This window comes from Flavobacterium sp. T12S277, assembly GCF_048514875.1.
In the GTDB taxonomy this organism is placed as follows: domain Bacteria; phylum Bacteroidota; class Bacteroidia; order Flavobacteriales; family Flavobacteriaceae; genus Flavobacterium.
Map to the genome: position 1 here is coordinate 155819 of NZ_JBLYEG010000010.1, position 21691 is coordinate 177509.

Consider the following 21691-nt stretch of genomic DNA (forward strand, 5'->3'; position numbering starts at 1 on the left):
AAAGTAATGTTATGAGAAAACAATTTTTATTTATATTTTTAGCCCTGATTGTAGCAAATACAAGTCAGGCTCAAACAAGAACGACAAGGATTGGCTACATCGATATGGAGTATATTTTGGAAAATGTTTCTGATTACAAAGAAGCAAAAGCACAATTAGAGCTTAAAGCTCAAAAGTGGAAACAAGAAATAGAAACCAAAAAAATAGACATCAATAATCTTAAAGAAAGCCTTAAAGCCGAAAGAGCTTTACTGACGAAAGAGCTTATTGAGGAAAAAGAAACCGAGATTAAATTTCTCGAAACTGAAATGATGGATTATCAGCAGAAGCAATTTGGTTCTGACGGTAATTTAATGCATCAGAAAGCAGGATTGGCAAAGCCTATACAAGATCAGGTTTTTACAGCGGTACAAGATATTGCCGAAGCAAAAAATTACGATTTTATCTTTGACAAATCCTCTGATTTAACCATGCTTTTTAGCAATAAAAAGTACGACATCAGCGATCAGGTTATTCGTATTCTGAACCGAACTGAAAAACGCGAGCAGCTGTCTAAAAAACAATTGAAAAACCAGGAAGCTAAAGAAAAACTGGAAAATGCAATTGATGAGAATCCGGAAATGGCTGACCGTCAAAAAACATTGGACGACAAAAAAGCAGCCCGATTAAAATTGCTTGAAGACAGAAGACTGGAGCAGGAAGCTAAGAAAAAAGAATACGACGACAGAAGAAAAGCACTAGCAGCCGAAAGGGATGCCAAAAAAAATGGCACGGTTTCTGAACCTGCGAAAACAGAGCCAGTGAAAACAGACGGTACAACAGCTAAACCTGCCGCTACCACTGTTACACCAACAGAAGGAACAACACCGGCACAACCGGCAGTAAATAAAGCTGAAGAAAGACAAAAACTTTACGAACAGCGCAAAAAAGAATTAGAAGACAGAAGAAAGAAAATTTTAGAAGAAAGAGAAGCGGCTAAAAAAGCAAAAGAAGCCGAAATGCAAAAATCAAATACGACCAATAATTAATTAATATTTTTAAAAATGATGAAACAAATCAAAACTTTACTAATTGCTGCAATACTAGTTTTAGGAGCAAGTAACACGATGAACGCGCAAGCTAAGGTAGCTCACGTTGATGTTAGCGAGATTATGTCGAAAATGCCTGCAATGCTAGATGCTCAAAATCAACTACAAAAATTAAGTGGTACATATGATGCTGAATACAAAAAAATGGTTGACGAATATCAAGTAAAAATCAAAAAATACGAAGCTGAAGCTGCAACTGTAACTGATGCTGTAAACGGAGAACGTTCGAAAGAAGTTCAGGACATGCAAAAAAGAATTGTTGACTACAGAGACAACGCTCAAAAAGAATTACAACAAAAAGAAACTGACATCGTAAAACCATTAATGGAAAAAGTAAGAGCTTCTATCCAAAAAGTTGGAAAAGCTAAAGGTTTCCAATATGTATTAGACGGTTCTACTTTATTATTAGCTGATGGTCCAAACATCACTGCTGATGTAAAAAAAGATTTAGGATTCTAATAAACGAATTCTTTATATAAAAAACGGTCTGTACTTGTGTACGGACCGTTTTTTATTACGATCTATTCAACCGTAAAAAACCTGTCATCTTTTCATATTCTACCGATATGTAATCTCTCCGAGATACCGGCTTTGTCTACTTTTTTAGGAGTTAGATATCGGTAACCAAAAAAAACTTGGCGACTTAGCGTCTTCGCGAGCAAAAAAAAACATTCAAAGATTTCCTTTAAATTGAGAGATGCATATATTTCAAAAAACATTAAATTTGTACTATGACAAACAACAATCCTATAGGCGTTTTTGATTCCGGTATTGGAGGAACTTCCATCTGGAACGCCATTCATGAGCTACTTCCAAACGAGAAGACCATTTATTTAGCCGACAGTAAAAATGCTCCTTACGGTCAAAGAACAAAAGAAGAGATTGTTGCTCTAAGTAAAAAAAATGTCGATTTTTTACTGGAACAAAACTGCAAACTAATCGTCGTAGCCTGCAATACGGCAACAACCAATGCCATTCGTGAGCTTCGCGCTGATTACGACATTCCTTTTATCGGAATTGAACCGGCCATTAAACCGGCTGCCACCAATTCGAAAACACAGGTTATCGGAATACTGGCGACCAAAGGAACTTTAAACAGTGAATTGTTTAATAAAACTGCTGAAATGTTTCAGCATACGACTATTATTGAACAAGTGGGTTACGGACTCGTTCAGCTCATTGAAGACGGGAAGCTCTATTCTCCGGAAATGACTCAATTACTGGAATCCTACTTACAGCCTATGATCGATGCCAATATCGATTATCTTGTGCTGGGGTGCAGTCATTACCCCTATTTGATTCCGCAAATCAAAAAGATACTTCCGGAGCACATTCACATCATTGATTCGGGAGAGGCCGTTGCAAGACAAACGCAAAACATCCTGCGCGAGACCGTTGGTTTTACCACCAACCCAGAAAGCGAGCCTGTATTTTATGTCAACTCCAATCCTGAGGTTTTAAAATCGATTTTGGAGTACAAATATCCTGTGATCGAAAAGGATTTTTAAAGTCTTATTCAAATTTTCGCTTGACGAACCAAATTCCGTCCAAAGATAAATTAAGGGATATTTTATGGTAGTTTTCTTTGATTAGATTATCCGAAATTCTCCCTCTTTGTCCGTACGAATAAGAAATATTTAAAGACGAGTTTGTATTTTCGATAGGCAAAGTAAGCCCTATGGAAATTGCGGCATTGTTGATTCTTTTTCCATCGATTTCAAGATAACCGGTATCAAAATTGGCTCCCGCAGCATACTGTACCCTATCCCAGTATTTGCGCACATTTTTTCTCCCACTATAGGTAAATCCCAAAGCAAACCGATCCTGGTTTACAAAATTGCCGTACAATTCAGATTGATTGGTATTCCCCCACAGGCTTTTTTCGTAATCCAATGTCATGTTTAAATTGTTTTTGAAGCGTTTACTAATCCCGATACCCATCTCTAAAGGCATATAATAATCATCGGTATCTGAAGCCACATCCGATTCTATTGTTGTTACCACATCATTGGCAATGGTTTGAACGCTTTGTACTTTGGACGCCTTTATCTGACTTGGTACTTTAAAAGTTGTCGCAACCGTAAAAGTAGAATCAATTTGATATTGAGCCCCTAATGTGGCACGCAGACCGTTGTAATTTGTTTTTTTCTGAATGCTGGTAACCGAATTCATGATTAAAAAACTCCTGTTGTCGGTTGTATTTCCAAACAGCACGGATGCCGAAGCTCCAACTGAAAACTTCTTACCAAATCGGTAACCATACGACAAATCCAGATTGTTTAATCCGCCCGAACCTGCTGCCGTTAAATAATAAAAATCCTGACTGTTTTCGATTGGCAGTTTTAAATTCGAAATTTTAAAAGCCGAACTCGAGTAAGGGCGTATCGCGATACTAAATCCTGAGTTTTTAGTTACGGGAAATGCAAAAGCCAGATGTGAAAATTGAAAATTGTTACGGCTTTCGCTTCGTGAACTGCTTTGATAAGTGGTAGAAATGGCTTTTCCGCCAATATCAAACATAAAATGATGCTGTGGCAGATACCCCAGGGAAGCCGGATTCAGATTATTAATAAAAGTAGCAGACGGCAAAGCAATTCCCGACGACCCAATAGACGGAATGTCTCCAAAATCGGAGTCATACACGCTTCCCAAACCATACAACGAATAAGGAGAACTTGAAATACTTTGAGCAAACGAAGTAAGTGACATCAAAATGAGCCCACTTAAATAAAGAATTTTACTTTTCATTTAATAAGAGATGTAATAAATTTTAAGCAGGAGTTTATTGTTCAAATGTTTCTGATCACCCAAAACAATCCGGTCAACTGTCTTAGAAATCCCGGGCAAGGTGAGAATAAGAGAAGATCTTGTATTGGATGGTTTCAGCATTTCTTTCTGCAGGAAATAACCAATAGGGATCAAATAACCAACGTTCTCATTAAATTCATCGCTCTTTTTGTTCAAAACACCAAATACTTCCTTTCTGGCTGAATTGACCAATGAAGCACTAATTCGGTTTAAATTATCACCTACATAAATTTTCAAAGAATCGGCCAGCGGGTATTTCTCTGAATAGGTATTGTTAACCGGTTTAAGAAACAATTGCGCATCGACAATTGCTCCATTGGCCGAGATATTCTTCAATTGCTTAATGTTGGGAAAATCAATCCTACAGGCCACTCCGGTACCCGCCTGAATAAATCCCTGTCGATTGGTCAGCGAACTCGGCAGTTTACTATTCGAAGCCGGCAAATTTTGGATTATGGTTCCCGTTTTATCCAAAGAGATCGCATTAAACTGTTTTTGAGCATCCGAAATTTTAAAATCTATGATGTATGGCACTTCTTCGGTGTTTGCCTGATATTTCGAATAATACATCCGCACTGTACTTGTCGCGACATGAAAACCAATAACGCTTCCCGAATTTGCAGTAGACGGAACGAGAACGAGCCCTTTCAGATATTCACTAAAACTATCAAAATCTGTAATTTCTCTTTTCTTGAGTTTCTGAAAAAGAGCGGCTCCAAAAGTGCTGCTCATTTTTACATTAATCGAGTCTTTCTCACCTGGTCTGGGCTTGTATGAAATAGTTCCCAGACTCTCATCACCATAACTTAAAACCGAATTATTGTAAAAATTATAATCGTTTGTATTGGGCTTGACTTTCTGAGTCAATCGACGAATGTCAAAAGTCTGTACTCTGGTGGTATCTCCGTAATAATACTTGTCGTATTTGAGAATCATCGAAATAGAATCAAAAACATAATTGGTTGTTTCCGTATCCGATCCGTCATTTTTTAAAGCATAAGAATCTGAAGCCAGTTGAAAATAACTGTTCGATTTTACCTTTCCGTAAATAGGATCTTCATAATTTCCAATTAAAATCCGCTTTTGATTAGACGTTACCAAAGAGTCAAAGTTTATGGTTGACACCTCTACACTCATTGTGTCAATCAAAATAACCTTATTGCCTAAGGCCAGATAATCGGACCCCACCACAAATTCGCCGGCATCCGAATCGGTTCCGCATGAAAACAGGCTAATCGCTAAAAATAACATCCCTATATACTTGTGCATAATCTAATTTTTTGAACAAATATAAATGGCACTCTTTCGCGCTGCATCATAACATATACAGTCCTGCTTTTTTGCACTACAAACAGCCAAAAATCATCTACAACAGATCAACACCAACAAATACCGCATTCAGCCTTAAAAACGGCTGTTTAGTCTATCAAAAATAGTCATACATATATCTTCTTTTTTTTAAAACCAGTAGCCTCCTACTTTTGAACCAATAAATAAACAATGAAAATAAGGGTACTCATTCGTTCGATGTTATTGATTTCGTTTTTCGGGATGAAAGCTCAGGAAAATATTGAAGTCAACCTGAGTTTAAAAACGGAACCAACCGATCAAATTGATTTCACTCAAAGTAGTATTGGCATATCCTACAGCAAAAAAACAGGTCGTAAAAACGAAATAACAAACACATTAGCCTATTCGAATCTGAGCGTGAATTATGAATTAGGGCATTACAAAACAAAGGAAAATGAGGAACAATTCAACCAGATTCAAAACAAATTTGAAATTACGCATGCGCTTTCCAATACAACCCATATGAGTTTTTCGATTGTTCCAACACTAAATTTCCAGAGTAGTCCGGAGCTGAGTGATCTTTCTCTTTTGGGAAGTTTAGAAATGAAGCAGCAGTTCAATTCGCGAACAAGCCTTAAGATCGGAATTGCGAGATCGACGGCACTGGGCAATGCCAAGTTCTTACCTGTACTGTCTTTGCATTATCAATTCAACACGGAGGGCAGCTTGTTCATTGGTTTTCCGGATTCAAAGATCACCTACTCTAATAATGTCCGCAACAAATTTAGTCTGACCAACAGCTTCAATGGTAATTTCTATCATTTAGATGCCGAAAACCAACCGATTAACGCTGCTGAAAAGGCTACTTTATCACAAATGACAACAGCATTTGAATATGAAAGAAATGTAGACAAAAACTGGTTTTTGAATTTTAAAGCCGGATATGATTTTAACAAAAAATACAGTCTGACGGACAAAGACGATCATAAAGTCTATGATTTTAATACCGGCAATGGCTATGTCTTAGGAATTGGCATCAAATACAAACACTAAATAAACTTAATACATTATGAATAATTTTAAAAAAAGAATAGTATTCGCAACGTTGTTTTCAAGTCTCTTTTTTATAGGCTGCAGCAACGACAGTGACGAAGATTTAATAGGAAACTGGATTAAAAAATCGGCATTTGACGGACCTGCAAGATCCAGTGCCACCAGTTTTGTAATTGGCGATTATGCTTATGTAGCAACAGGTTATACCGGAGATGTTTATTTGAAAGATTTATGGTCTTACAATTCTACCGGAGATTACTGGGAGCAAAAAGCTGATTTTCCGGGGATCGGAAGAAGTTCTGCCTCGGCTTTTGCCCTGAATCAAAAAGGGTATATTGGTTTGGGTTATGACGGAACGAATAAATTAAAAGACTTTTATCAGTACAATCCCACTAACAATACGTGGAGTCAAAAAGCCGATTTTGCCGGAACAGGCCGTTACGCAGCAGTAGGTTTTCAGGCGGGTGGCAAAGCTTATTTTGGAACCGGTTATGACGGAAATTATCTGAAAGATTTCTACCAATACAACGACCAGACCAACACCTGGACACTTGTAAATGGTTTTAGTGGAAATAAACGACGCAACGCAACAGCCTTTGTGATCGCCGATAAAGTGTATCTTGGAACGGGAAGTAATAACGGCGTTTATCAGGAAGATTTTTGGGAATTTGATCCTGCGACTGATGTATGGACGCGAAAACGCGACATCGATAAAGATACCGATGATGACAATTCGTACAATGACGATTATGCTATTGTTCGTTCAAATGCCTCAAGTTTTGCAATGAACGGTTTAGGATATGTTGTGGGCGGAGAAAACATCAAAACGATCTGGGAATACAATCCAACTACCGATTTATGGGCAGAAAAAACACCTATGGAAGGTGCCAGCCGAACAGATGCTGTGGGGTTCGCCATCAACAATCGCGGATTTTATATGCTGGGAAGAACAGGTTCAACGTATTTTGATGATGCCTGGGAATTTAAACCTTTAGAGGAACAAACAAGTGATGACAACTAAAATAAAAATGCAATTCTTCTGGAGTAAAATCCGGAAGAATGTATTGCTTACGGTACTTATTTTACAATTTATAGCCTGCGCGAAAAATGAAACTTTTAAAATCGAAGCCTTCAAAACTACGTCAGGTTGGGGTTATTCGATTGCTATAAAGAACAAAATCATCATCAAGCAGGCTATTATTCCGGTCATAAACGACTCTAAAAGTTTCGCTACAGAAAGTGATGCCTTAAAGGTGGCGCACTTAGTCGCAAGCCGACTCGATCAAAATAGATCGCCAACAGTAACCAAAAATGATTTAATTTTATTAAAAATAAAATTATAGATGACACTAGATACGATCAGAAATACAAGTTCAAACAAAATTTTGTTCCATACCATCATCTGGGTTTTCTTTATTCTGACTTCATTAATTCAGTTTTATGAAAGTCCGTTTAAGGTCAGCACCGATTTTTATGTACAATGGAGCACGGGGATTGTTTTGTTTTATCTGAACTATTTTTATCTGGTTCCTGTTTTGCTTTTAGAGAAAAAATACTGGCTCTATTTTGTATTTGTATTTGCTCTTATTTTACTTTTTATGATTATCCGAATCAATTATTTTATTCCTGATTTTACCCAGGCAAGACCTTTAAAAAATTTGCCGCCTCCGGAAGATCTTAAATTAATGTACAAAGGCACAAGAGTAAAAGCAATTTTTGCAACAAGACAGCAGCCTTTATTTTTTAAAATTGGCCCATCGTTTTTCTATATTTTAATCATCACCATCAGTGCGATTATCAGAACACTTACAGCTTTTTACAACAATCAGCAAAACAAACTAATTGCCGAAACCCACCGAACAAATACGGAGTTGATCTATTTGCGCAAACAAACCAATCCGCATTTTTTATTCAATTCCTTAAATAGTATTTATTCTCTGGCACACAAAAAATCCGATTTAGTTCCCGATGCCATCGTTACCTTATCCGAGCTCATGCGGTATATGCTGTATGAAACTGATAATAAAACCGTTGATTTGGAAAAAGAGATCAATTACATCCAGAACTATATCGAATTGCAAAAACTACGATTAAACAATATTGAAGACATTGTTATCAATGTTCATGGCGACACCCGAAACAAGTTTATTGAACCCCTGTTATTGATTTCGTTTGTCGAAAATGCGTTCAAATACGGAACTGATTATAAAGGTGCGGCTCATGTTAAAATTAAAATATTCATTCTGAACAGCAGTCTCGATTTCTGGATCGAAAATACAATCGAAAACTATAGCAAAGATCCTGACAATTCAGGTATTGGGTTGGTGAATATTCAAAACCGACTGGATTTGCTGTATCCCAATGCACACAAATTGGATATAACGCAAGACGACAAATTTTTTCGTGTGCATTTGAATCTGGAATTAGATAAAATTCAAACGGCCATAAACTAAATACGATGAATTGCAATTTTACAACAGCTTACCGCAAAAAAAGACCCTGAAAGTAGCAGGATCGTTTAAAATCCGGTCCGTATTTTATGATAATTTTAAAACTTATTTTACTGGTTTAAAAGTACTTTTGGCTCTAAACAAAATTTTTAAAATTAAAACTTCAACAGATGAAATGTGTAATTATAGACGATGAACCTTTAGCGGTTGAGTTACTGGAAGATTTTGTTCGAAAAGTAGATTCTCTCGAATTGGTGCACACTTTTAACAACGCCATTGATGCCGTTTCTTTTATCAATCAAAACAATATTGATCTGATTTTTCTGGACATACAGATGCCTCATTTCTCCGGAATCGATTTTTTAAATACCATTGAAAAAAAACCATTGGTTATTTTTACCACCGCCTTTTCCGATTATGCTGTAGAAGGTTTTAATCTGGGTGCAGTAGATTATCTGGTAAAACCCATTCCGTTCCATCGTTTTCTAAAATCGGTCGTACGAGCACAGCAGGTTTTACACCCGGCCACAACCGTTCAGGCTATTTCTGAAAACACAGCCGGAGCTGAAACAGAACAGGATTTTATGTTCGTAAGAGCGGAATACGAAAATGTAAAAATGAATTTTTCTGATATCCTTTTTATCGAAGGACTTAAAGATTACGTAAAAATATATACTATTGATAATAAATTTACTCTTACTCTAATTAGCTTAATCAAACTTGAAAACCTGCTTTCCAACAAAGGGTTTTCACGCATTCACCGCTCTTATATCATCAATATAAAACATGTGAAATCCATTCAAAAAAATAAAGTTCTGATTAGCGACAAGCGAATCCCAATTAGCGAAAGCTATAAAACGGCTTTTTTCGAAAAGATCAACCTGTAATTTTTTAAATTTCAAAAATAGAAATTCCAAATTCCAAAAGCGTCGAACCTTGGAATTTGGAATTTGATTTTTGGAATTTGGAATTTTGAAATATTTATTCCTGTTCATCGTTTTTAAACCAGCCGGAATACATGACGTAATTGTTTGAAATACGTTCAATTTCGCCTGCAAAATCGGATTGATCAATGTCTTTGACTTTTTTAGCCGGAACACCCGCATAAATACTTCCCGAAGTGATTACCGTATTTTGCGTAACCACAGCACCAGCCGCAACAATAGAGTTGCTTTCGACTATACAATTGTCCATGACAATAGCCCCCATCCCGATCAGCACATTATCGTGAATGGTACAACCGTGAACAATAGCATTATGTCCGATTGAAACATTGTTTCCTATGATAGTTGGGTGTTTTTGATACGTACAATGAATAATGGCTCCATCCTGAATATTGACCTTATTTCCAATGGTAATAAAGTTTACATCACCACGGATAACGGCATTAAACCAAACACTGCACGAAGCTCCAAAGGTAACATCACCCACAATTGTTGCATTTTCGGCAACATAACAATCCTCTGGAATCAAAGGTGTTTTTCCATTTACAGATTTAATCAGCATACTATATTTTTAATTAATTGCAGGACAAGCGCAGTCGTAGCGTTCCTTTTTACAAAATAAATTGATTCCCAGTGTAATTTGGTGATAGCCACCTGTATTAAATTTTACATCACCGGTAACCTGAGAATAGGTATAGGCAAACATGAAATTTTTATAATTCACACCCACGATTGGTGTAATATACTGTAGTTTTTGAGCGGCTACCCCACTGTTAGTGCTGTATTGCGTACCGTTAAGACTTTTTCTGTAGGACAAAGCAGCCCATAAACTTCCGAAGTCCATGTTTTTGTAAGCTTTAAGGTTTAAATCGATTGTTTTTTCTTTGGTTTTATCAAAGAACTGAAACAATACGGAAGGTTCCCAGGTAATATCACTTCTTTTTCCAAAAACATATCCGGCGCTAAAAAGAAATTTTCTCAGATTATCGCTCTCATATTCGGTATATAATTCTCTTCTGGTTTCCAGCACGCCCTGAACTGTTGCATGGGCATAAAAATCAAGATAGTTGTACGATGCTCCGATATCTAAATTGAAGTACGAATCTTTTTGAATCGAACCAAAAACGATAGGATCAAAAGTAGTTCCGAATTTCGTTTCATCCAGCTGGCTCTGAATCACTCCACCGCTAATACCAAATGACAGCTGATTTAAATCAACTTCGTCTCTCGAAAACATAATATGATGTGCGTAGGTAAGTTTTAATCCTTTTTGAGAATGGTAACCGTTTTTGTCGTTGAAAATAATGATTCCGGCTCCTGATCGTTCCCCTATCCTGCCATTAAAAGTCAGTGTTTGTAGCGAAGGAGCATCTTCCTGACCAAACCATTGTTTCCGGGCCGTCAATCTTATCTTAGCGCAATTTGCAGCGCCCGCCATAGAGGGATGAATTAAATAATAATTATCTGACAAATAATCGGAGTAAACGGGAATTCCTTCTTGTGAATAGGAGTAGGTCGATACAATTAAAAAAAACAATAAAACACTGATTCTAAACTTCATAAAACAACATATTAATCAACTAAATTTAAGGCAGTACAAATTTAATAAGATTTATTGGAAAAGAGTCTTAATTCTTTTATTAAAAAATCAAATAGTAGGTATCAGCAAAAAATAACTTTACTAAATTTGTAAAAAATTACAAATCATGACAAAAATCACCATAAAAGAAACTCAAAACCCAACGATATTAAAATTTGAATTTGAAGATTTTATTACTCAAAATCAAAGTTTTGAATTCAAAAATATTGACGAGGCGCAAGCGTCTCCATTAGCACAGCAATTATTCTATTTACCGTTCGTAAAAACCGTTTACATTTCAGGAAACTTTATCGCAATCGAAAGATACAGTATTGTAGAATGGGATGATGTAAAAGATGCTGTTGCAGAACAAATTACGGCATTTGTAGACAAAGGTGGTGTAATTATCAAAGCGGATGAGAACACAGCTAAAAAACAGCCCATCACGGTTTATGGAGAAACAACTCCAAATCCTGCTGCGCTGAAATTTGTGGTAAGCAGAATGCTGACAAGAAACGCGGTTGAATACAAAAATATCGATCAAACGGCTTCTTCTCCACTAGCTAAAGAGTTGTTCAAATTTCCTTACGTGAAAGAAGTTTTTATTGATGAAAATTACATTTCGGTAACCAAATACGACATCAACGACTGGCAGGAAATTACGCTTGAAGTAAGAACTTTTATCAAGCAGTTTATTGAAAATGGCGGAACTGTTTTGGATGAGAGCCTTATTGAAGTGGCTACTAAAAACGACATTACAAAAGACGAAGCTTTTGATAAATTAGATGTTACCTCACAACAAATCATCAACATACTGGAAGAATATGTAAAACCGGCAGTAGCTGCTGACGGGGGAAATATTGCTTTTGATTCTTATAATGAAAATGACAAAACGGTAAAAGTAATTCTACAAGGTGCTTGCAGCGGCTGTCCGTCCTCTACTTTCACTTTAAAAAGCGGAATCGAAAATATGCTAAAAAGCATGTTAAACGATGAAGAAATTAAGGTAGAAGCTTTAAATGCTTAAAATTTTTATCCGATAATAAAGAACAAAAAGCGTCTGCCATTGGTAGGCGCTTTTTTTACGAAAAAACATATCCCGCTAATTATCAGCAAATTATTACTCTAAAAAGGTTATAATACTTTAAAAATAGTTAATATTGTATTCTAAACTAATCAATATCATAACTATGGGATTATCTTCATTCTTTAAGAATTTGTTTGGCACAGCCAAAGATTCTGCTACTGATTTGGCACAACAGGCCGAAACTACTTTTGAACAGGCCAAAGAAGCTGCTGCTCCTTATATCGATAAAGCGGAAACCTTTGCCGAAGAAACTTTTACAAAAGCCAAAGAGGCATCAGAACCACTGATCGAAACGGCAACGGGCTATGCACATCAGGCGAAAGACTTCGTTAGCGAATATGTAGAAAAAGCATCTGATTCGATAAGCGATGTAATTGATACCGTAAAAGAAAAAACCAGCGAGCTTACCGGAGAAACCAAAACAGTTGTTTCAGAAACCGTAGCCGATATTAGCGAAAAAACAGCTGCTAAAGTGGATGAAGTTATTGACGAGACTCCTGAGAAGGAATAAAACTACTTTTTCTTATCTTAGGAAATATCTTTATATTTGCAAAACTAATATACCTTCTCTTTGAGAAGGTTTTTTTATTCGAAAAACATGTACATTTATCCAGAGCAGATTAGTAGTTATGCTACTAAATTTATTAACGTATTAGTTGATTATTCTCCAAAATTAATCTCGGCATTTATCATTTTATTTGTCGGAATCTACGCCATCCGATTGATAAACAGAATCATTACAAAAATAATGGTGCAAAGAAATTTGGATCCTACCCTGACCCGATTCCTTTCTGACATCTTAATTTGGGCACTCCGAATTTTATTGTTTGTGACTTTTATTTCAAAATTGGGAATCGAAACATCATCATTTGTTGCCATATTAGGAGCCATGGGACTTGCAGTAGGTTTGTCTTTACAGGGATCACTTTCTAACTTTGCAGGAGGAATGCTGATTATTGTTTTCAAACCCTTCAAAGTTGGTGATACCATCGAAACTGCGGGCGGAATTGTTGCAACAGTAGTCGAAATTCAGATTTTTGTAACCAAGATGTTAACGGCCAACAATCAGACCGTTTTTGTTCCTAACGGTGCTTTATCAAACGGAACAATCATCAATTATTCGATGCAGGGAGAACGAAGAGCCGATTTGACGTTTGCTGTTTCTTATGACTCCGATATCAAAAAGGCAAAAGACATTCTTTTGAACGTTTTAAACAGCAATCCGAAAGTGCTTAAAAAGCCTGCTGCGGAGGTTTTTGTCAAAAACTTAACGGCAAGTTCGGTAGAGTTCGCCGTACGTCCGTGGGCAAAAAATGCTAATTATGGAGCTGTTTTCTCTGAAACTTTAGAGAATTGTAAAGCCGCTTTAGATGAAGCCGGAATTTCGGTTCAGCCATATACACTTCAGAAATAAAAAGGTTTTATGCTTTTTTTGATGGAGGTGCCATCATAAAATCTTTTAAATAATAAGGTTCAAAATAAGCGACATCAACAGTGTCGCTTTTTTGGTATTTATCGTAACTGATTTGACTCATCGCAGCCGCTGAAGGATATTTAATGTCTTCTAAAAAGACAAAATTCGGCTGGGTTAAAACTGCTTTACATTTATCGGCACAATCTCCCACAAAATAAACAGTCTCTGTATACTCTTTGAAAGAGTCTTCCGTAATAACTTCAGCCTGAATCGTTCTTTCTACTTTTAAATCTGCTGTAAACACTTCGCTATACACTTCCATTCTTCTGGCATCGAGCATCGGAATAATTTTTCCTTCGGCAACTTTGGCCTGTGACGCTAAGGTTTGTAAAGTGTCCACTGCGATCAATGGAATATTTAAAGCAAAACACAGTCCTTTGGCTGCCGAAACACCAATACGCAAACCGGTATAAGAACCCGGTCCCTGGCTCACGGCAACAGCCACCAAATCCTCAACTGCGATACCTGCTTCTGCAATTACTTCTTCGATAAAAACATGCAGTTTTTCGGCATGCGAATAGCCTTCTTCGGCTATTTCCCTGCATCTGATTGTTTCTCCATTTTTAGCAATGGATACGGAGCAATTTTTGGTAGCGGTTTCGATATTGAGAATAAAAGACAATGTGTGTATTTTTAAAATTGATAGTTATGCAAATTATTTCTTAGGAGCAGCTGCTGTTTTAAGCTTTACTTTATCTCCTGAATTTAAATCTTTAGAAACGGTACTATAAGGGCCTGTGATTACAACATCTCCCGATTTTAATCCTGACATTACTTCGATATTAGTATCGTCCTGAATACCCGTTTTAATAATTCTGATTTTGGCTTTGTTTCCTTCTTTTACAAAAACGCACTCAAACTTTTTATCGCTTTTCGGAGCTGCTTTTTTGTCTTCGTTCGGATCTTCTACTTTAAAGTCCTTTACAGCACTAGTATCTGATTTTACCACAACTGAACTGATTGGCACTGCCAAAACATCCTTTTTAGTTTTGGTCAAAATATCAACTGTAGCGGTCATCCCGGGTCTGAAAGGTGAATAAGTAGACGGCTGTCCTTCCAGTAAGTCCTGGTAAGACTCTTTCAGGATACGCACTTTCACTTTAAAGTTTGTTACCTGATCTGAAGTCAGCGCTGTACTGGCTGAGTTAGAGATACTGGTTACAATACCTTTAAATTTCTTTTTCAGATAAGCATCAACTTCAACGTTTGCTTCGTCGCCAATTTTTACTTTAACAATATCATTTTCGTTTACATCCACTTCCACTTCCATGTTGTTTAGGTTGGCTACACGCAAAAGCTCTGTTCCTGCCATTTGCTGTGTTCCTAAAACACGCTCTCCGAGCTCTACATTTAAAACTGAAATTGTTCCGTCGGCAGGAGCATAAATTAAAGTACGTCCTAAATTGTCTCTGGCTTCGGTAACTGATGCCGAGGCACTTTTAACATTGTAGTACGCATTTTGTTTGTTTGCCTTGGCTACTTCATAAGTCGAAATTGCTTTATCCCAATCTGATTTTGAGATTACTCCTTTATCGTATAAAGTTTTATTACGGTCGTAACTTGCTTTTGCTTCTTTATAACTCGCTTCAGACTGGGTTAAACCAGCTTTAGTTCCGGATAAATTAGCAACAGAACGATCCAGACCTGAGGTATACAAATCAGGATTTATTTTTACCAATAAATCTCCTTTTTTAACTACCTGACCTTCTTTTACGTTTAACGCAATAATTTCTCCCGAAACCATTGACGATAGTTTAACTTCTATCTCGGGCTGAATTTTACCCGTTGCCGAAACTGTTTCAACAATTGTTGAAGCTATTACTTTTGAAATTTCTACTTCTTTTCCCTCATCCTTATTCCCTATAACCCCCGCTTTCGAAAGACCAACTAAAACTGCAATAAGCGCTACTGCACCGCCTACTAAAAAATAAATCGTTTTTTTAGACATAATAAATTATTTTGTAACAATTGGAACAATTGGAATTCCAAAGTAGAATTCAAGAATTTTTATTTTGAAAATGTAATCGTATTTTGTTCTGATAACGTCAGACTGTGCATTGGTTAATAATGTTTGTGCCTGCGTAAAATCAAATGAATTCATCAAACCTACATCGTATTTCTCTTTTGCATAGTTGTAAGCCTGCTGTCTTGCCTCTAATGTTACGGTTGACGATTCATAAGTATTTAAAGCTCCTTTTGCATCTGTAAAAGCAGTATAAACATTACGTTGCAAATCTAAACTTTTTTGCTCTAAATCTATTTTAGATTTCTCTAAACTTACTTTACTTCTTTCTACATTATTTCGAACAGAGAAACCATTAAAAATAGGAATCGAAAGTTGCAATCCATAAGATTGTCCTTTATTATCGTTAAACTGATCTAAAATTGGTGCTGCATTTCCTAAAATTGGTGAGTAATTATCTTTTAAAACGGGTTGATTTGTTCCCTGAACATAACCGATCGGAATCGAAGGGTTAGCCGTATTCAAAGTAGATCCGGTAACAATCTCCGAATAACTCGCTCTTGTATTAAAATTGTAAAAAGCACTCAAAGTTGGCTGATAAGCTCCTTTTGCAATCGCTACATTTTTCTGCGCAATTTCAAGATTAGTCTGAGCCAGTTTTAATTCGGTTCTTATTTCTTTTGCTTTATTGTAAATATCAACCGGGCTTTGTGCCATGATGTTATTTTCATCTTTTGCGTTTGTATTATCAATTACATCAAAATCTGCAAATTCTTTTAATTGTAAAAGCTGAGCCAGACTCAATTTAGAAATCAGCAAATTATTTTCGGCAACAATAATACCTTGTTTATCTGTAGCCACTGTTGCTTTCAGGTCAAATAAATCACCACGCGGAATTGTTCCTGCATTTACCATCTCTTCAGAACGTGCCAAACGTTTTTCATCGATAGACAATTGCTCAGTTTTTACTTTTAAATTTTCTTTGTTAAAAAGTATCTGCAAAAAAGCATTGGCTACATTCAGCGCAATATCTTCCTGCATTTTCAGCAATTGATACTTTGATGCGACTATAGAAAGATTTGCTTTTCTAAGTGTATTCTGATTTTGTAAACCTCTGTAAATATCAACTCCAACCGTAGCTCCGATAGAAGAATACTGAGTTGTTTGGTTTTCAAGCAAACCTGTTGTAATATTCTGATTCAAACCAATGTTCCAGGAATGTGAAGCGTTTGCACTAACACTTGGTAAATAATTACCTATTGCTCCTTTTTTATCAATGGCTGCACTTTTAATATCCAGTTCTGAATTTTTGATCGTGATATTATTCTCCATTGCATATTTCACGCACTCTTCCAAAGTCCATTTCTTCGCCTGTGCGTGACCAGACAGGCCAAACCCAAATAACATTGCAAAAACCAGGCTATTGTATTTATTTATTTTCATATATTTTGAATGAAAGCATAGTAAAAAGACTACGCAAATTTAACATTTTTTAAAAACCAAAAACTCTTTATTTGCTTCAATTTATTTTTTTTCTGTTTCAGTAATCAATCCCTGATTCCAGATTTTAATTTTATCTGAAGCTTTAACTCCGCTTTTCACCTGAACATAAATTCCGTCGCTAACCCCTAAAACCAAGTCTCTTCTTTGAAATTTTTGAGGAGCAGTTTCAATCTCCACATAAGGCTTTTGCGTTTTTTTATCAAATTGCACTAATGATTCTTTGATCGCTAAAACTTTATCTGCTTTTTCCAGGATAATCGAAGCATTTGCACTTAAACCGGCTCTGATAAAAGTAGCGTCTCTATTCTCTAAAGCCGCTTTAATTTCAAACTGAATGGCTCCGTTTTCTACAACTCCTTTAGGAGCTATATCGGTCAGAACTGCATCAAACTTCTTGTTTTCGATTGCTCCGACTGTGATTTCAATTGCCATTCTTTCTTTGATTTTCCCTACTTCAGATTCGTCAATTTTTCCAATAAAAATCATTCTTCCCACATCGGCAACACTGGCAATGGTAGTTCCTTCGTTAAAGTTGTTACTTTCGATAACCTGATTTCCTACTTTAACCGGAACGGCCAATATCATTCCGTTTACCGTTGAACGAATTAAGGTGTTGGCATAATTTCCAAGCGAAGTTGTTGTTCCTGTTTTTACGATATCTAAACTTTGTTTGGCTGCAAGATAGGTTTGTTTGGCCTGTTTGTAAGCCAATTGTGCCGCATCAAAATCATTTGCAGAAATTACATCTTTGTCAAATAATGTTTTTTGTCTTTGATAAATTTTCTCCTGATTGTCTAAAGCAATTTTACTGGTTTGTACCTGATTCTGGGTACTGCTCACATTAGAAACATTGGCTACAACTCTGATTTTTGCGATCATATCGCCCGCCTTAATTTTCTCTCCTGCTTTGATATACACTTCTTCGATAATACCTGAAATGTTTGGTTTGATTAAGACCTCTTCATTAGGCTGAATATTACCCGTTGCAATTGTATTCTTCACGATCGTTTTAATCTCTGCTTTCTCCGTTTTAAAAACAATTGGAGATTCTTGGTTTTTAGCGTACAAGTAGTATAGTGCGCCAAAAAAAACAATAGCAATAAAGATTAAAATGGTTACGGTTACTCCTTTTTTCATTGTGTTTTCGGTTTAATTCGATTATATTCTGATTGATAATTTATTCTGTTCGCAAAGCGTCTACCGGCTTTACATTAATTGCGGTTTGTGCCGGAATAAATCCTGCCAGCAAACCAGATCCTACTAATATGATTAAAGCAACAAATACAACTCCTAAGTCGACACTTGGATTAGCAAACATAGTGTTACTATCTGCCGGCATAGAATCTAAAGCCATATTTAAGAGCGCAATAATTCCGGTAGCTACAGCAATCCCAAGCATTCCCGAAATAATCGTTAGAAATATAGATTCAGATAAAATTTGTCCACGAATTGCTGCAGGAGTCGCTCCTAAAGCTCTGCGGATACCGATTTCCTTAGTACGTTCTTTAACTACAATGAGCATAATATTTGAAATACCAATTACGCCCGAAATCAAAACCAATGTCCCCACAAAATAGGCAATAATTTTCAGTATGTTAAAAAGACTTTGTACTTTATTGTACTGTTCGTATAAATCAAAATTTCCAACAGCTCTTTCATCAGCAGGATTTACCGAGTGAAGCGCTTTTATTTTTTCTAAAATCTTTGGTTTTAAATCGGTAATAGAGGTTCCGTCTTTTGCGGTTAGTGCCATCCAGCCTACTTTATCCCCAAAATTAAAGGCCTGTTGAAAAGTGGTAAACGGAATAAATATATTTTTCTGTTCCTGCTCTGCATTCCCTCCCTGCTGTTTTGATTTATAAACGCCCACAACCATAAAATTGATCCCATTGATTTTCACATAGGTTCCAACCGCTTCTTCCTCTTTTCCGTAAAGTTCACTAATCACTCCTTTACCAATTACCGCTACTTTTCGTCTGTCAAGAATGTCCTGCTGATTGACAAATCGTCCTTTAATGATATCCATCGGCTGCTGTTTGATTAGCTCCGGATAGTCTCCGTAAATGGTAAATGCCGCAGTTTTGGTACCACGAACTACATTATTGGTTCCGTTAAAATCACCCAGCTGATTTCGGGGTGATACGTATAATAAATCCGGTAAAGTCGATTTCAAAGCCGCAACATCACTATTTCTAAAATCATAACGACGTGTTTTAGGCAAACCTTTGTATGCTTTTGACGTTGTCTGACTCCACATAAACATGGTATTGGTTGCAATTCCGTCAAAACCTTTTTTTACACCATTTTCCAAACCATTTCCGGCTGCCAGTAAAATGACCAGAATAAAAATTCCCCAGAATACCCCAAATGCCGTTAGAATCGTTCTGAAAACGTTGGCTGTCAAAGCCTGTAAAATCTCGTCCCAATTATCTTTTTTAAACATAATTATTCGTCTCTAAGTGCTACAATAGGTCTAATTTTGGCTGCTCGGTATGCCGGAAAAAATCCTGCCATAGCACCAGCAAATACAAGCAGGACAAGCGTGGTTAAAGCTACACTAAAGTCAACTTCAGGATTTCTAAAATATTCACTTTGTACCAATGGCCCCACAAATTCCAACAACATTAAACTGGACAATAAACCTATAAAACCAGCGATCGTGGTAATAAAGATAGACTCATGGAGAATCATCGAAATAATGGAAAACGGAGAGGCTCCAAGTGCTTTTCGTATTCCAATTTCCTTTGTTCTTTCTTTTACGATGATAAGCATAATATTACTTACTCCCACAACTCCGGCGATGATGGTACAAATACCAACCCACCAAAAGAACAATCGGATATAAAGATTTAAATCATAAAATTGTTTTGCCTCCTCTACTGAACTAAAAATACCGATACCGCTATTGTCATCAGGCGCAATAATGTTTTTACTTTTCAATAATGCTTTTACCTCTTCTGTGAATTTTTTTGATTGTGCCAAGGCCTCATCATAATTCTCTTTTTTATTTAAAACAAACTGCATTCCGTCTATTTTATCGCCAGCTCCGTAAGCACGCTGATTAGTGGTCATAGGCATATAAACCCTTGATTCTTCACGCTCTCCTGAAGGATCTGTAAAAACCCCAATCACTTTAAAATTAATATTGTTGACTAAAATCTCTTTTCCTATAGGATCTTGCTCTTTAAACAGATCTTGTTTAACCTTCAAACCAATAACTGCCACTTTCTCATTATGAATCATGTCATTATTATTAATGAAGCGTCCTTTAATAATAGTTGCATTTTCAAGCACCATATAATCCGAACTAATCCCCCTAAACAAATAATTTCCTGATTCTTTCCCGTAACTCACAACCCCTCCCCAGGTACTGCGAACAGGTGATTTTTTATCAATCACGTCACCAAACTTCTTAACCGGAAGATCATAATCGCTATTTCGTAACTGAATTCGTCTGCCAGGATTTAGCCCCTTATATTGTTTAGTTGTTGCTTCAGACCAGACTTCGATTATTCCCTTTGCGTCATTTTCAAATTGCTTCTCAATTCCGTTTTGAAGTCCTTTCCCTGCTCCGAGCAAAATCACTAAAATAAAAATCCCTGACGCTACAGAAACTCCGGTAAGAAATGTTCTCAACCGGTTTTTAGAGATTGCATCAAATATTTCCTGCCAACGCTCAATATTAAACATAAGATGAGGCTCTAACTTGTTCTACTTTTTTATCATCGATAATTAATCCGTCTTTCAGGACCACATTTCTTTTGCACATTGCGGCAATATCAGGTTCGTGAGTTACAATCAGAATTGTTTTTCCTTCATCGTTAATTCCCTGAATCAGCTCCATAACTTCATAGGAAGTTTTAGTATCCAAAGCTCCAGTAGGCTCATCGGCCAATAAAACTTTTGGATTTGAAGCCAAAGCTCTCGCGATAGCAACACGCTGTTTCTGACCTCCGGAAAGTTCATTAGGCAAGTGATGAGAATGTGAACCAAGTCCGACCTTCTCCAAATATTTCATTGCGATATCGTAACGTTCTTTTCTTTTGATTCCCTGATAATACAAAGGCATTGCAACATTATCGAGAGCCGTTTTGTAATTGATGAGATTGAAAGATTGAAAAACAAAACCTAAAAACTTGTTGCGATATTTAGAGGCTATGGTTTCGTTTAACTTCTTAATAGGGGTTTTATCTAACACATAACTACCAGAATCAGCCTCATCCAGAATTCCCAATATATTTAAAAGTGTTGATTTCCCAGATCCTGATGATCCCATAATTGCAACCAGTTCACCTTCTTCAATATTAAAATTAATTCCTTTTAACACATGCAACTCCGAATTGCCCATTTTATAGGACTTGTGCAAATCTTTGATCTCGATCATGGTAATAACTGTTAAATTTTAAAACAATAATAACATTTTTCTTAACCGGTTTATGGTAATAAAACGTT

General features: G+C 36.5%; 22 protein-coding genes. 11 read left to right on the top strand and 11 right to left on the bottom strand.

Going from position 1 to position 21691, the window contains the following annotated elements; all coding sequences use genetic code 11:
• Positions 1-11 precede the first annotated feature (11 nt).
• The 3 genes from ACN1CN_RS15285 to murI all read left to right on the top strand — a co-directional run bounded on the left by ACN1CN_RS15285 (position 12) and on the right by murI (position 2596).
• Positions 12-1028, top strand: coding sequence for an OmpH family outer membrane protein (locus tag ACN1CN_RS15285; RefSeq protein ID WP_419136250.1), 1017 nt, complete (start codon positions 12-14; stop codon positions 1026-1028).
• Positions 1029-1043: 15 nt separating this feature from the next.
• Positions 1044-1547, top strand: a complete 504-nt coding sequence (locus tag ACN1CN_RS15290; RefSeq protein ID WP_264522751.1) for an OmpH family outer membrane protein — start codon at positions 1044-1046, stop codon at positions 1545-1547.
• Between the two features lie 272 nt (positions 1548-1819).
• A complete protein-coding gene (gene murI, locus ACN1CN_RS15295; RefSeq protein WP_419136251.1) occupies positions 1820-2596 on the top strand; it encodes a glutamate racemase in 777 nt (258 codons plus the stop codon).
• A 4-nt stretch (positions 2597-2600) separates the two neighbouring features.
• Here the strand turns inward: murI and ACN1CN_RS15300 are convergent, their stop codons facing one another.
• A complete protein-coding gene (locus ACN1CN_RS15300; protein ID WP_419136252.1) occupies positions 2601-3836 on the bottom strand; it encodes an aromatic hydrocarbon degradation protein in 1236 nt (411 codons plus the stop codon).
• Complete coding sequence (locus ACN1CN_RS15305; protein ID WP_419136253.1) at positions 3837-5165, bottom strand: DUF4270 family protein; 1329 nt, start codon at positions 5163-5165, stop codon at positions 3837-3839.
• Positions 5166-5396: 231 nt separating this feature from the next.
• Between ACN1CN_RS15305 and ACN1CN_RS15310 the strand changes: the two genes are divergently transcribed.
• The 5 genes from ACN1CN_RS15310 to ACN1CN_RS15330 all read left to right on the top strand — a co-directional run bounded on the left by ACN1CN_RS15310 (position 5397) and on the right by ACN1CN_RS15330 (position 9576).
• Complete coding sequence (locus tag ACN1CN_RS15310) at positions 5397-6239, top strand: DUF6268 family outer membrane beta-barrel protein (protein ID WP_419136254.1); 843 nt, start codon at positions 5397-5399, stop codon at positions 6237-6239.
• Between the two features lie 16 nt (positions 6240-6255).
• Positions 6256-7260, top strand: coding sequence for a Kelch repeat-containing protein (locus tag ACN1CN_RS15315; protein ID WP_419136255.1), 1005 nt, complete (start codon positions 6256-6258; stop codon positions 7258-7260).
• On the top strand, positions 7250-7582 hold the full coding sequence (locus ACN1CN_RS15320) for a DUF4907 domain-containing protein (RefSeq protein ID WP_264522745.1): 333 nt from the start codon (positions 7250-7252) through the stop codon (positions 7580-7582). The genes ACN1CN_RS15315 and ACN1CN_RS15320 overlap by 11 nt, the downstream gene beginning before the upstream one ends.
• On the top strand, positions 7583-8692 hold the full coding sequence (locus tag ACN1CN_RS15325; RefSeq protein WP_419136256.1) for a sensor histidine kinase: 1110 nt from the start codon (positions 7583-7585) through the stop codon (positions 8690-8692).
• A 167-nt stretch (positions 8693-8859) separates the two neighbouring features.
• On the top strand, positions 8860-9576 hold the full coding sequence (locus ACN1CN_RS15330; protein ID WP_264522743.1) for a LytR/AlgR family response regulator transcription factor: 717 nt from the start codon (positions 8860-8862) through the stop codon (positions 9574-9576).
• A gap of 94 nt (positions 9577-9670) precedes the next feature.
• On the opposite strand, the gene ACN1CN_RS15335 is transcribed toward ACN1CN_RS15330, so the two are convergent.
• Both ACN1CN_RS15335 and ACN1CN_RS15340 read right to left on the bottom strand, forming a co-directional pair.
• Positions 9671-10195: a gamma carbonic anhydrase family protein gene (locus ACN1CN_RS15335; RefSeq protein ID WP_419136257.1), complete on the bottom strand. Its 525-nt coding sequence runs from the start codon at positions 10193-10195 to the stop codon at positions 9671-9673.
• 9 nt (positions 10196-10204) lie between these two features.
• Entirely contained in the window at positions 10205-11194 is a 990-nt protein-coding gene (locus ACN1CN_RS15340) for a type IX secretion system membrane protein PorP/SprF (RefSeq protein ID WP_264522741.1), read from the bottom strand.
• A gap of 145 nt (positions 11195-11339) precedes the next feature.
• Here ACN1CN_RS15340 and ACN1CN_RS15345 point away from each other — a divergent pair, with 145 nt between their 5' ends.
• From ACN1CN_RS15345 to ACN1CN_RS15355, 3 genes are all read left to right on the top strand, one after another.
• A complete protein-coding gene (locus ACN1CN_RS15345) occupies positions 11340-12239 on the top strand; it encodes a NifU family protein (protein ID WP_264522740.1) in 900 nt (299 codons plus the stop codon).
• Positions 12240-12402: 163 nt separating this feature from the next.
• A complete protein-coding gene (locus ACN1CN_RS15350) occupies positions 12403-12810 on the top strand; it encodes a YtxH domain-containing protein (protein WP_419136258.1) in 408 nt (135 codons plus the stop codon).
• A gap of 87 nt (positions 12811-12897) precedes the next feature.
• Positions 12898-13713, top strand: coding sequence for a mechanosensitive ion channel family protein (locus tag ACN1CN_RS15355; RefSeq protein ID WP_264522738.1), 816 nt, complete (start codon positions 12898-12900; stop codon positions 13711-13713).
• A gap of 7 nt (positions 13714-13720) precedes the next feature.
• Here ACN1CN_RS15355 and tsaB read toward each other — a convergent pair whose 3' ends face one another.
• The 7 genes from tsaB to ACN1CN_RS15390 all read right to left on the bottom strand — a co-directional run bounded on the left by tsaB (position 13721) and on the right by ACN1CN_RS15390 (position 21623).
• On the bottom strand, positions 13721-14395 hold the full coding sequence (gene tsaB, locus ACN1CN_RS15360) for a tRNA (adenosine(37)-N6)-threonylcarbamoyltransferase complex dimerization subunit type 1 TsaB (RefSeq protein WP_264522737.1): 675 nt from the start codon (positions 14393-14395) through the stop codon (positions 13721-13723).
• Between the two features lie 33 nt (positions 14396-14428).
• Positions 14429-15721, bottom strand: a complete 1293-nt coding sequence (locus tag ACN1CN_RS15365) for an efflux RND transporter periplasmic adaptor subunit (RefSeq protein ID WP_419136259.1) — start codon at positions 15719-15721, stop codon at positions 14429-14431.
• A gap of 6 nt (positions 15722-15727) precedes the next feature.
• A complete protein-coding gene (locus tag ACN1CN_RS15370) occupies positions 15728-17179 on the bottom strand; it encodes a TolC family protein (RefSeq protein ID WP_419136260.1) in 1452 nt (483 codons plus the stop codon).
• An 81-nt stretch (positions 17180-17260) separates the two neighbouring features.
• Positions 17261-18376, bottom strand: a complete 1116-nt coding sequence (locus ACN1CN_RS15375) for an efflux RND transporter periplasmic adaptor subunit (protein ID WP_264522734.1) — start codon at positions 18374-18376, stop codon at positions 17261-17263.
• Between the two features lie 40 nt (positions 18377-18416).
• On the bottom strand, positions 18417-19682 hold the full coding sequence (locus ACN1CN_RS15380) for an ABC transporter permease (protein ID WP_264522733.1): 1266 nt from the start codon (positions 19680-19682) through the stop codon (positions 18417-18419).
• Positions 19683-19684: 2 nt separating this feature from the next.
• Positions 19685-20929 carry an ABC transporter permease gene (locus ACN1CN_RS15385; RefSeq protein ID WP_291285906.1) on the bottom strand — a complete coding sequence of 415 codons (1245 nt, stop codon included), beginning with the start codon at positions 20927-20929 and terminating at the stop codon, positions 19685-19687.
• A complete protein-coding gene (locus tag ACN1CN_RS15390) occupies positions 20922-21623 on the bottom strand; it encodes an ABC transporter ATP-binding protein (protein ID WP_264522731.1) in 702 nt (233 codons plus the stop codon). The genes ACN1CN_RS15385 and ACN1CN_RS15390 overlap by 8 nt, the downstream gene beginning before the upstream one ends.
• Positions 21624-21691 lie beyond the last annotated feature (68 nt).

What these genes read in the sequence shown, in the direction of transcription:
- ACN1CN_RS15285 (WP_419136250.1), top strand. Translation starts at nt 12, where the DNA reads ATGAGAAAACAATTTTTATTTATATTTTTAGCCCTGATTGTAGCAAAT.
- ACN1CN_RS15290 (WP_264522751.1), top strand. Translation starts at nt 1,044, where the DNA reads ATGATGAAACAAATCAAAACTTTACTAATTGCTGCAATACTAGTTTTA.
- murI (WP_419136251.1), top strand. Translation starts at nt 1,820, where the DNA reads ATGACAAACAACAATCCTATAGGCGTTTTTGATTCCGGTATTGGAGGA.
- ACN1CN_RS15300 (WP_419136252.1), bottom strand. Translation starts at nt 3,836, where the DNA reads ATGAAAAGTAAAATTCTTTATTTAAGTGGGCTCATTTTGATGTCACTT.
- ACN1CN_RS15305 (WP_419136253.1), bottom strand. Translation starts at nt 5,165, where the DNA reads ATGCACAAGTATATAGGGATGTTATTTTTAGCGATTAGCCTGTTTTCA.
- ACN1CN_RS15310 (WP_419136254.1), top strand. Translation starts at nt 5,397, where the DNA reads ATGAAAATAAGGGTACTCATTCGTTCGATGTTATTGATTTCGTTTTTC.
- ACN1CN_RS15315 (WP_419136255.1), top strand. Translation starts at nt 6,256, where the DNA reads ATGAATAATTTTAAAAAAAGAATAGTATTCGCAACGTTGTTTTCAAGT.
- ACN1CN_RS15320 (WP_264522745.1), top strand. Translation starts at nt 7,250, where the DNA reads ATGACAACTAAAATAAAAATGCAATTCTTCTGGAGTAAAATCCGGAAG.
- ACN1CN_RS15325 (WP_419136256.1), top strand. Translation starts at nt 7,583, where the DNA reads ATGACACTAGATACGATCAGAAATACAAGTTCAAACAAAATTTTGTTC.
- ACN1CN_RS15330 (WP_264522743.1), top strand. Translation starts at nt 8,860, where the DNA reads ATGAAATGTGTAATTATAGACGATGAACCTTTAGCGGTTGAGTTACTG.
- ACN1CN_RS15335 (WP_419136257.1), bottom strand. Translation starts at nt 10,195, where the DNA reads ATGCTGATTAAATCTGTAAATGGAAAAACACCTTTGATTCCAGAGGAT.
- ACN1CN_RS15340 (WP_264522741.1), bottom strand. Translation starts at nt 11,194, where the DNA reads ATGAAGTTTAGAATCAGTGTTTTATTGTTTTTTTTAATTGTATCGACC.
- ACN1CN_RS15345 (WP_264522740.1), top strand. Translation starts at nt 11,340, where the DNA reads ATGACAAAAATCACCATAAAAGAAACTCAAAACCCAACGATATTAAAA.
- ACN1CN_RS15350 (WP_419136258.1), top strand. Translation starts at nt 12,403, where the DNA reads ATGGGATTATCTTCATTCTTTAAGAATTTGTTTGGCACAGCCAAAGAT.
- ACN1CN_RS15355 (WP_264522738.1), top strand. Translation starts at nt 12,898, where the DNA reads ATGTACATTTATCCAGAGCAGATTAGTAGTTATGCTACTAAATTTATT.
- ACN1CN_RS15365 (WP_419136259.1), bottom strand. Translation starts at nt 15,721, where the DNA reads ATGTCTAAAAAAACGATTTATTTTTTAGTAGGCGGTGCAGTAGCGCTT.
- ACN1CN_RS15370 (WP_419136260.1), bottom strand. Translation starts at nt 17,179, where the DNA reads ATGAAAATAAATAAATACAATAGCCTGGTTTTTGCAATGTTATTTGGG.
- ACN1CN_RS15375 (WP_264522734.1), bottom strand. Translation starts at nt 18,376, where the DNA reads ATGAAAAAAGGAGTAACCGTAACCATTTTAATCTTTATTGCTATTGTT.
- ACN1CN_RS15380 (WP_264522733.1), bottom strand. Translation starts at nt 19,682, where the DNA reads ATGTTTAAAAAAGATAATTGGGACGAGATTTTACAGGCTTTGACAGCC.
- ACN1CN_RS15385 (WP_291285906.1), bottom strand. Translation starts at nt 20,929, where the DNA reads ATGTTTAATATTGAGCGTTGGCAGGAAATATTTGATGCAATCTCTAAA.
- ACN1CN_RS15390 (WP_264522731.1), bottom strand. Translation starts at nt 21,623, where the DNA reads ATGATCGAGATCAAAGATTTGCACAAGTCCTATAAAATGGGCAATTCG.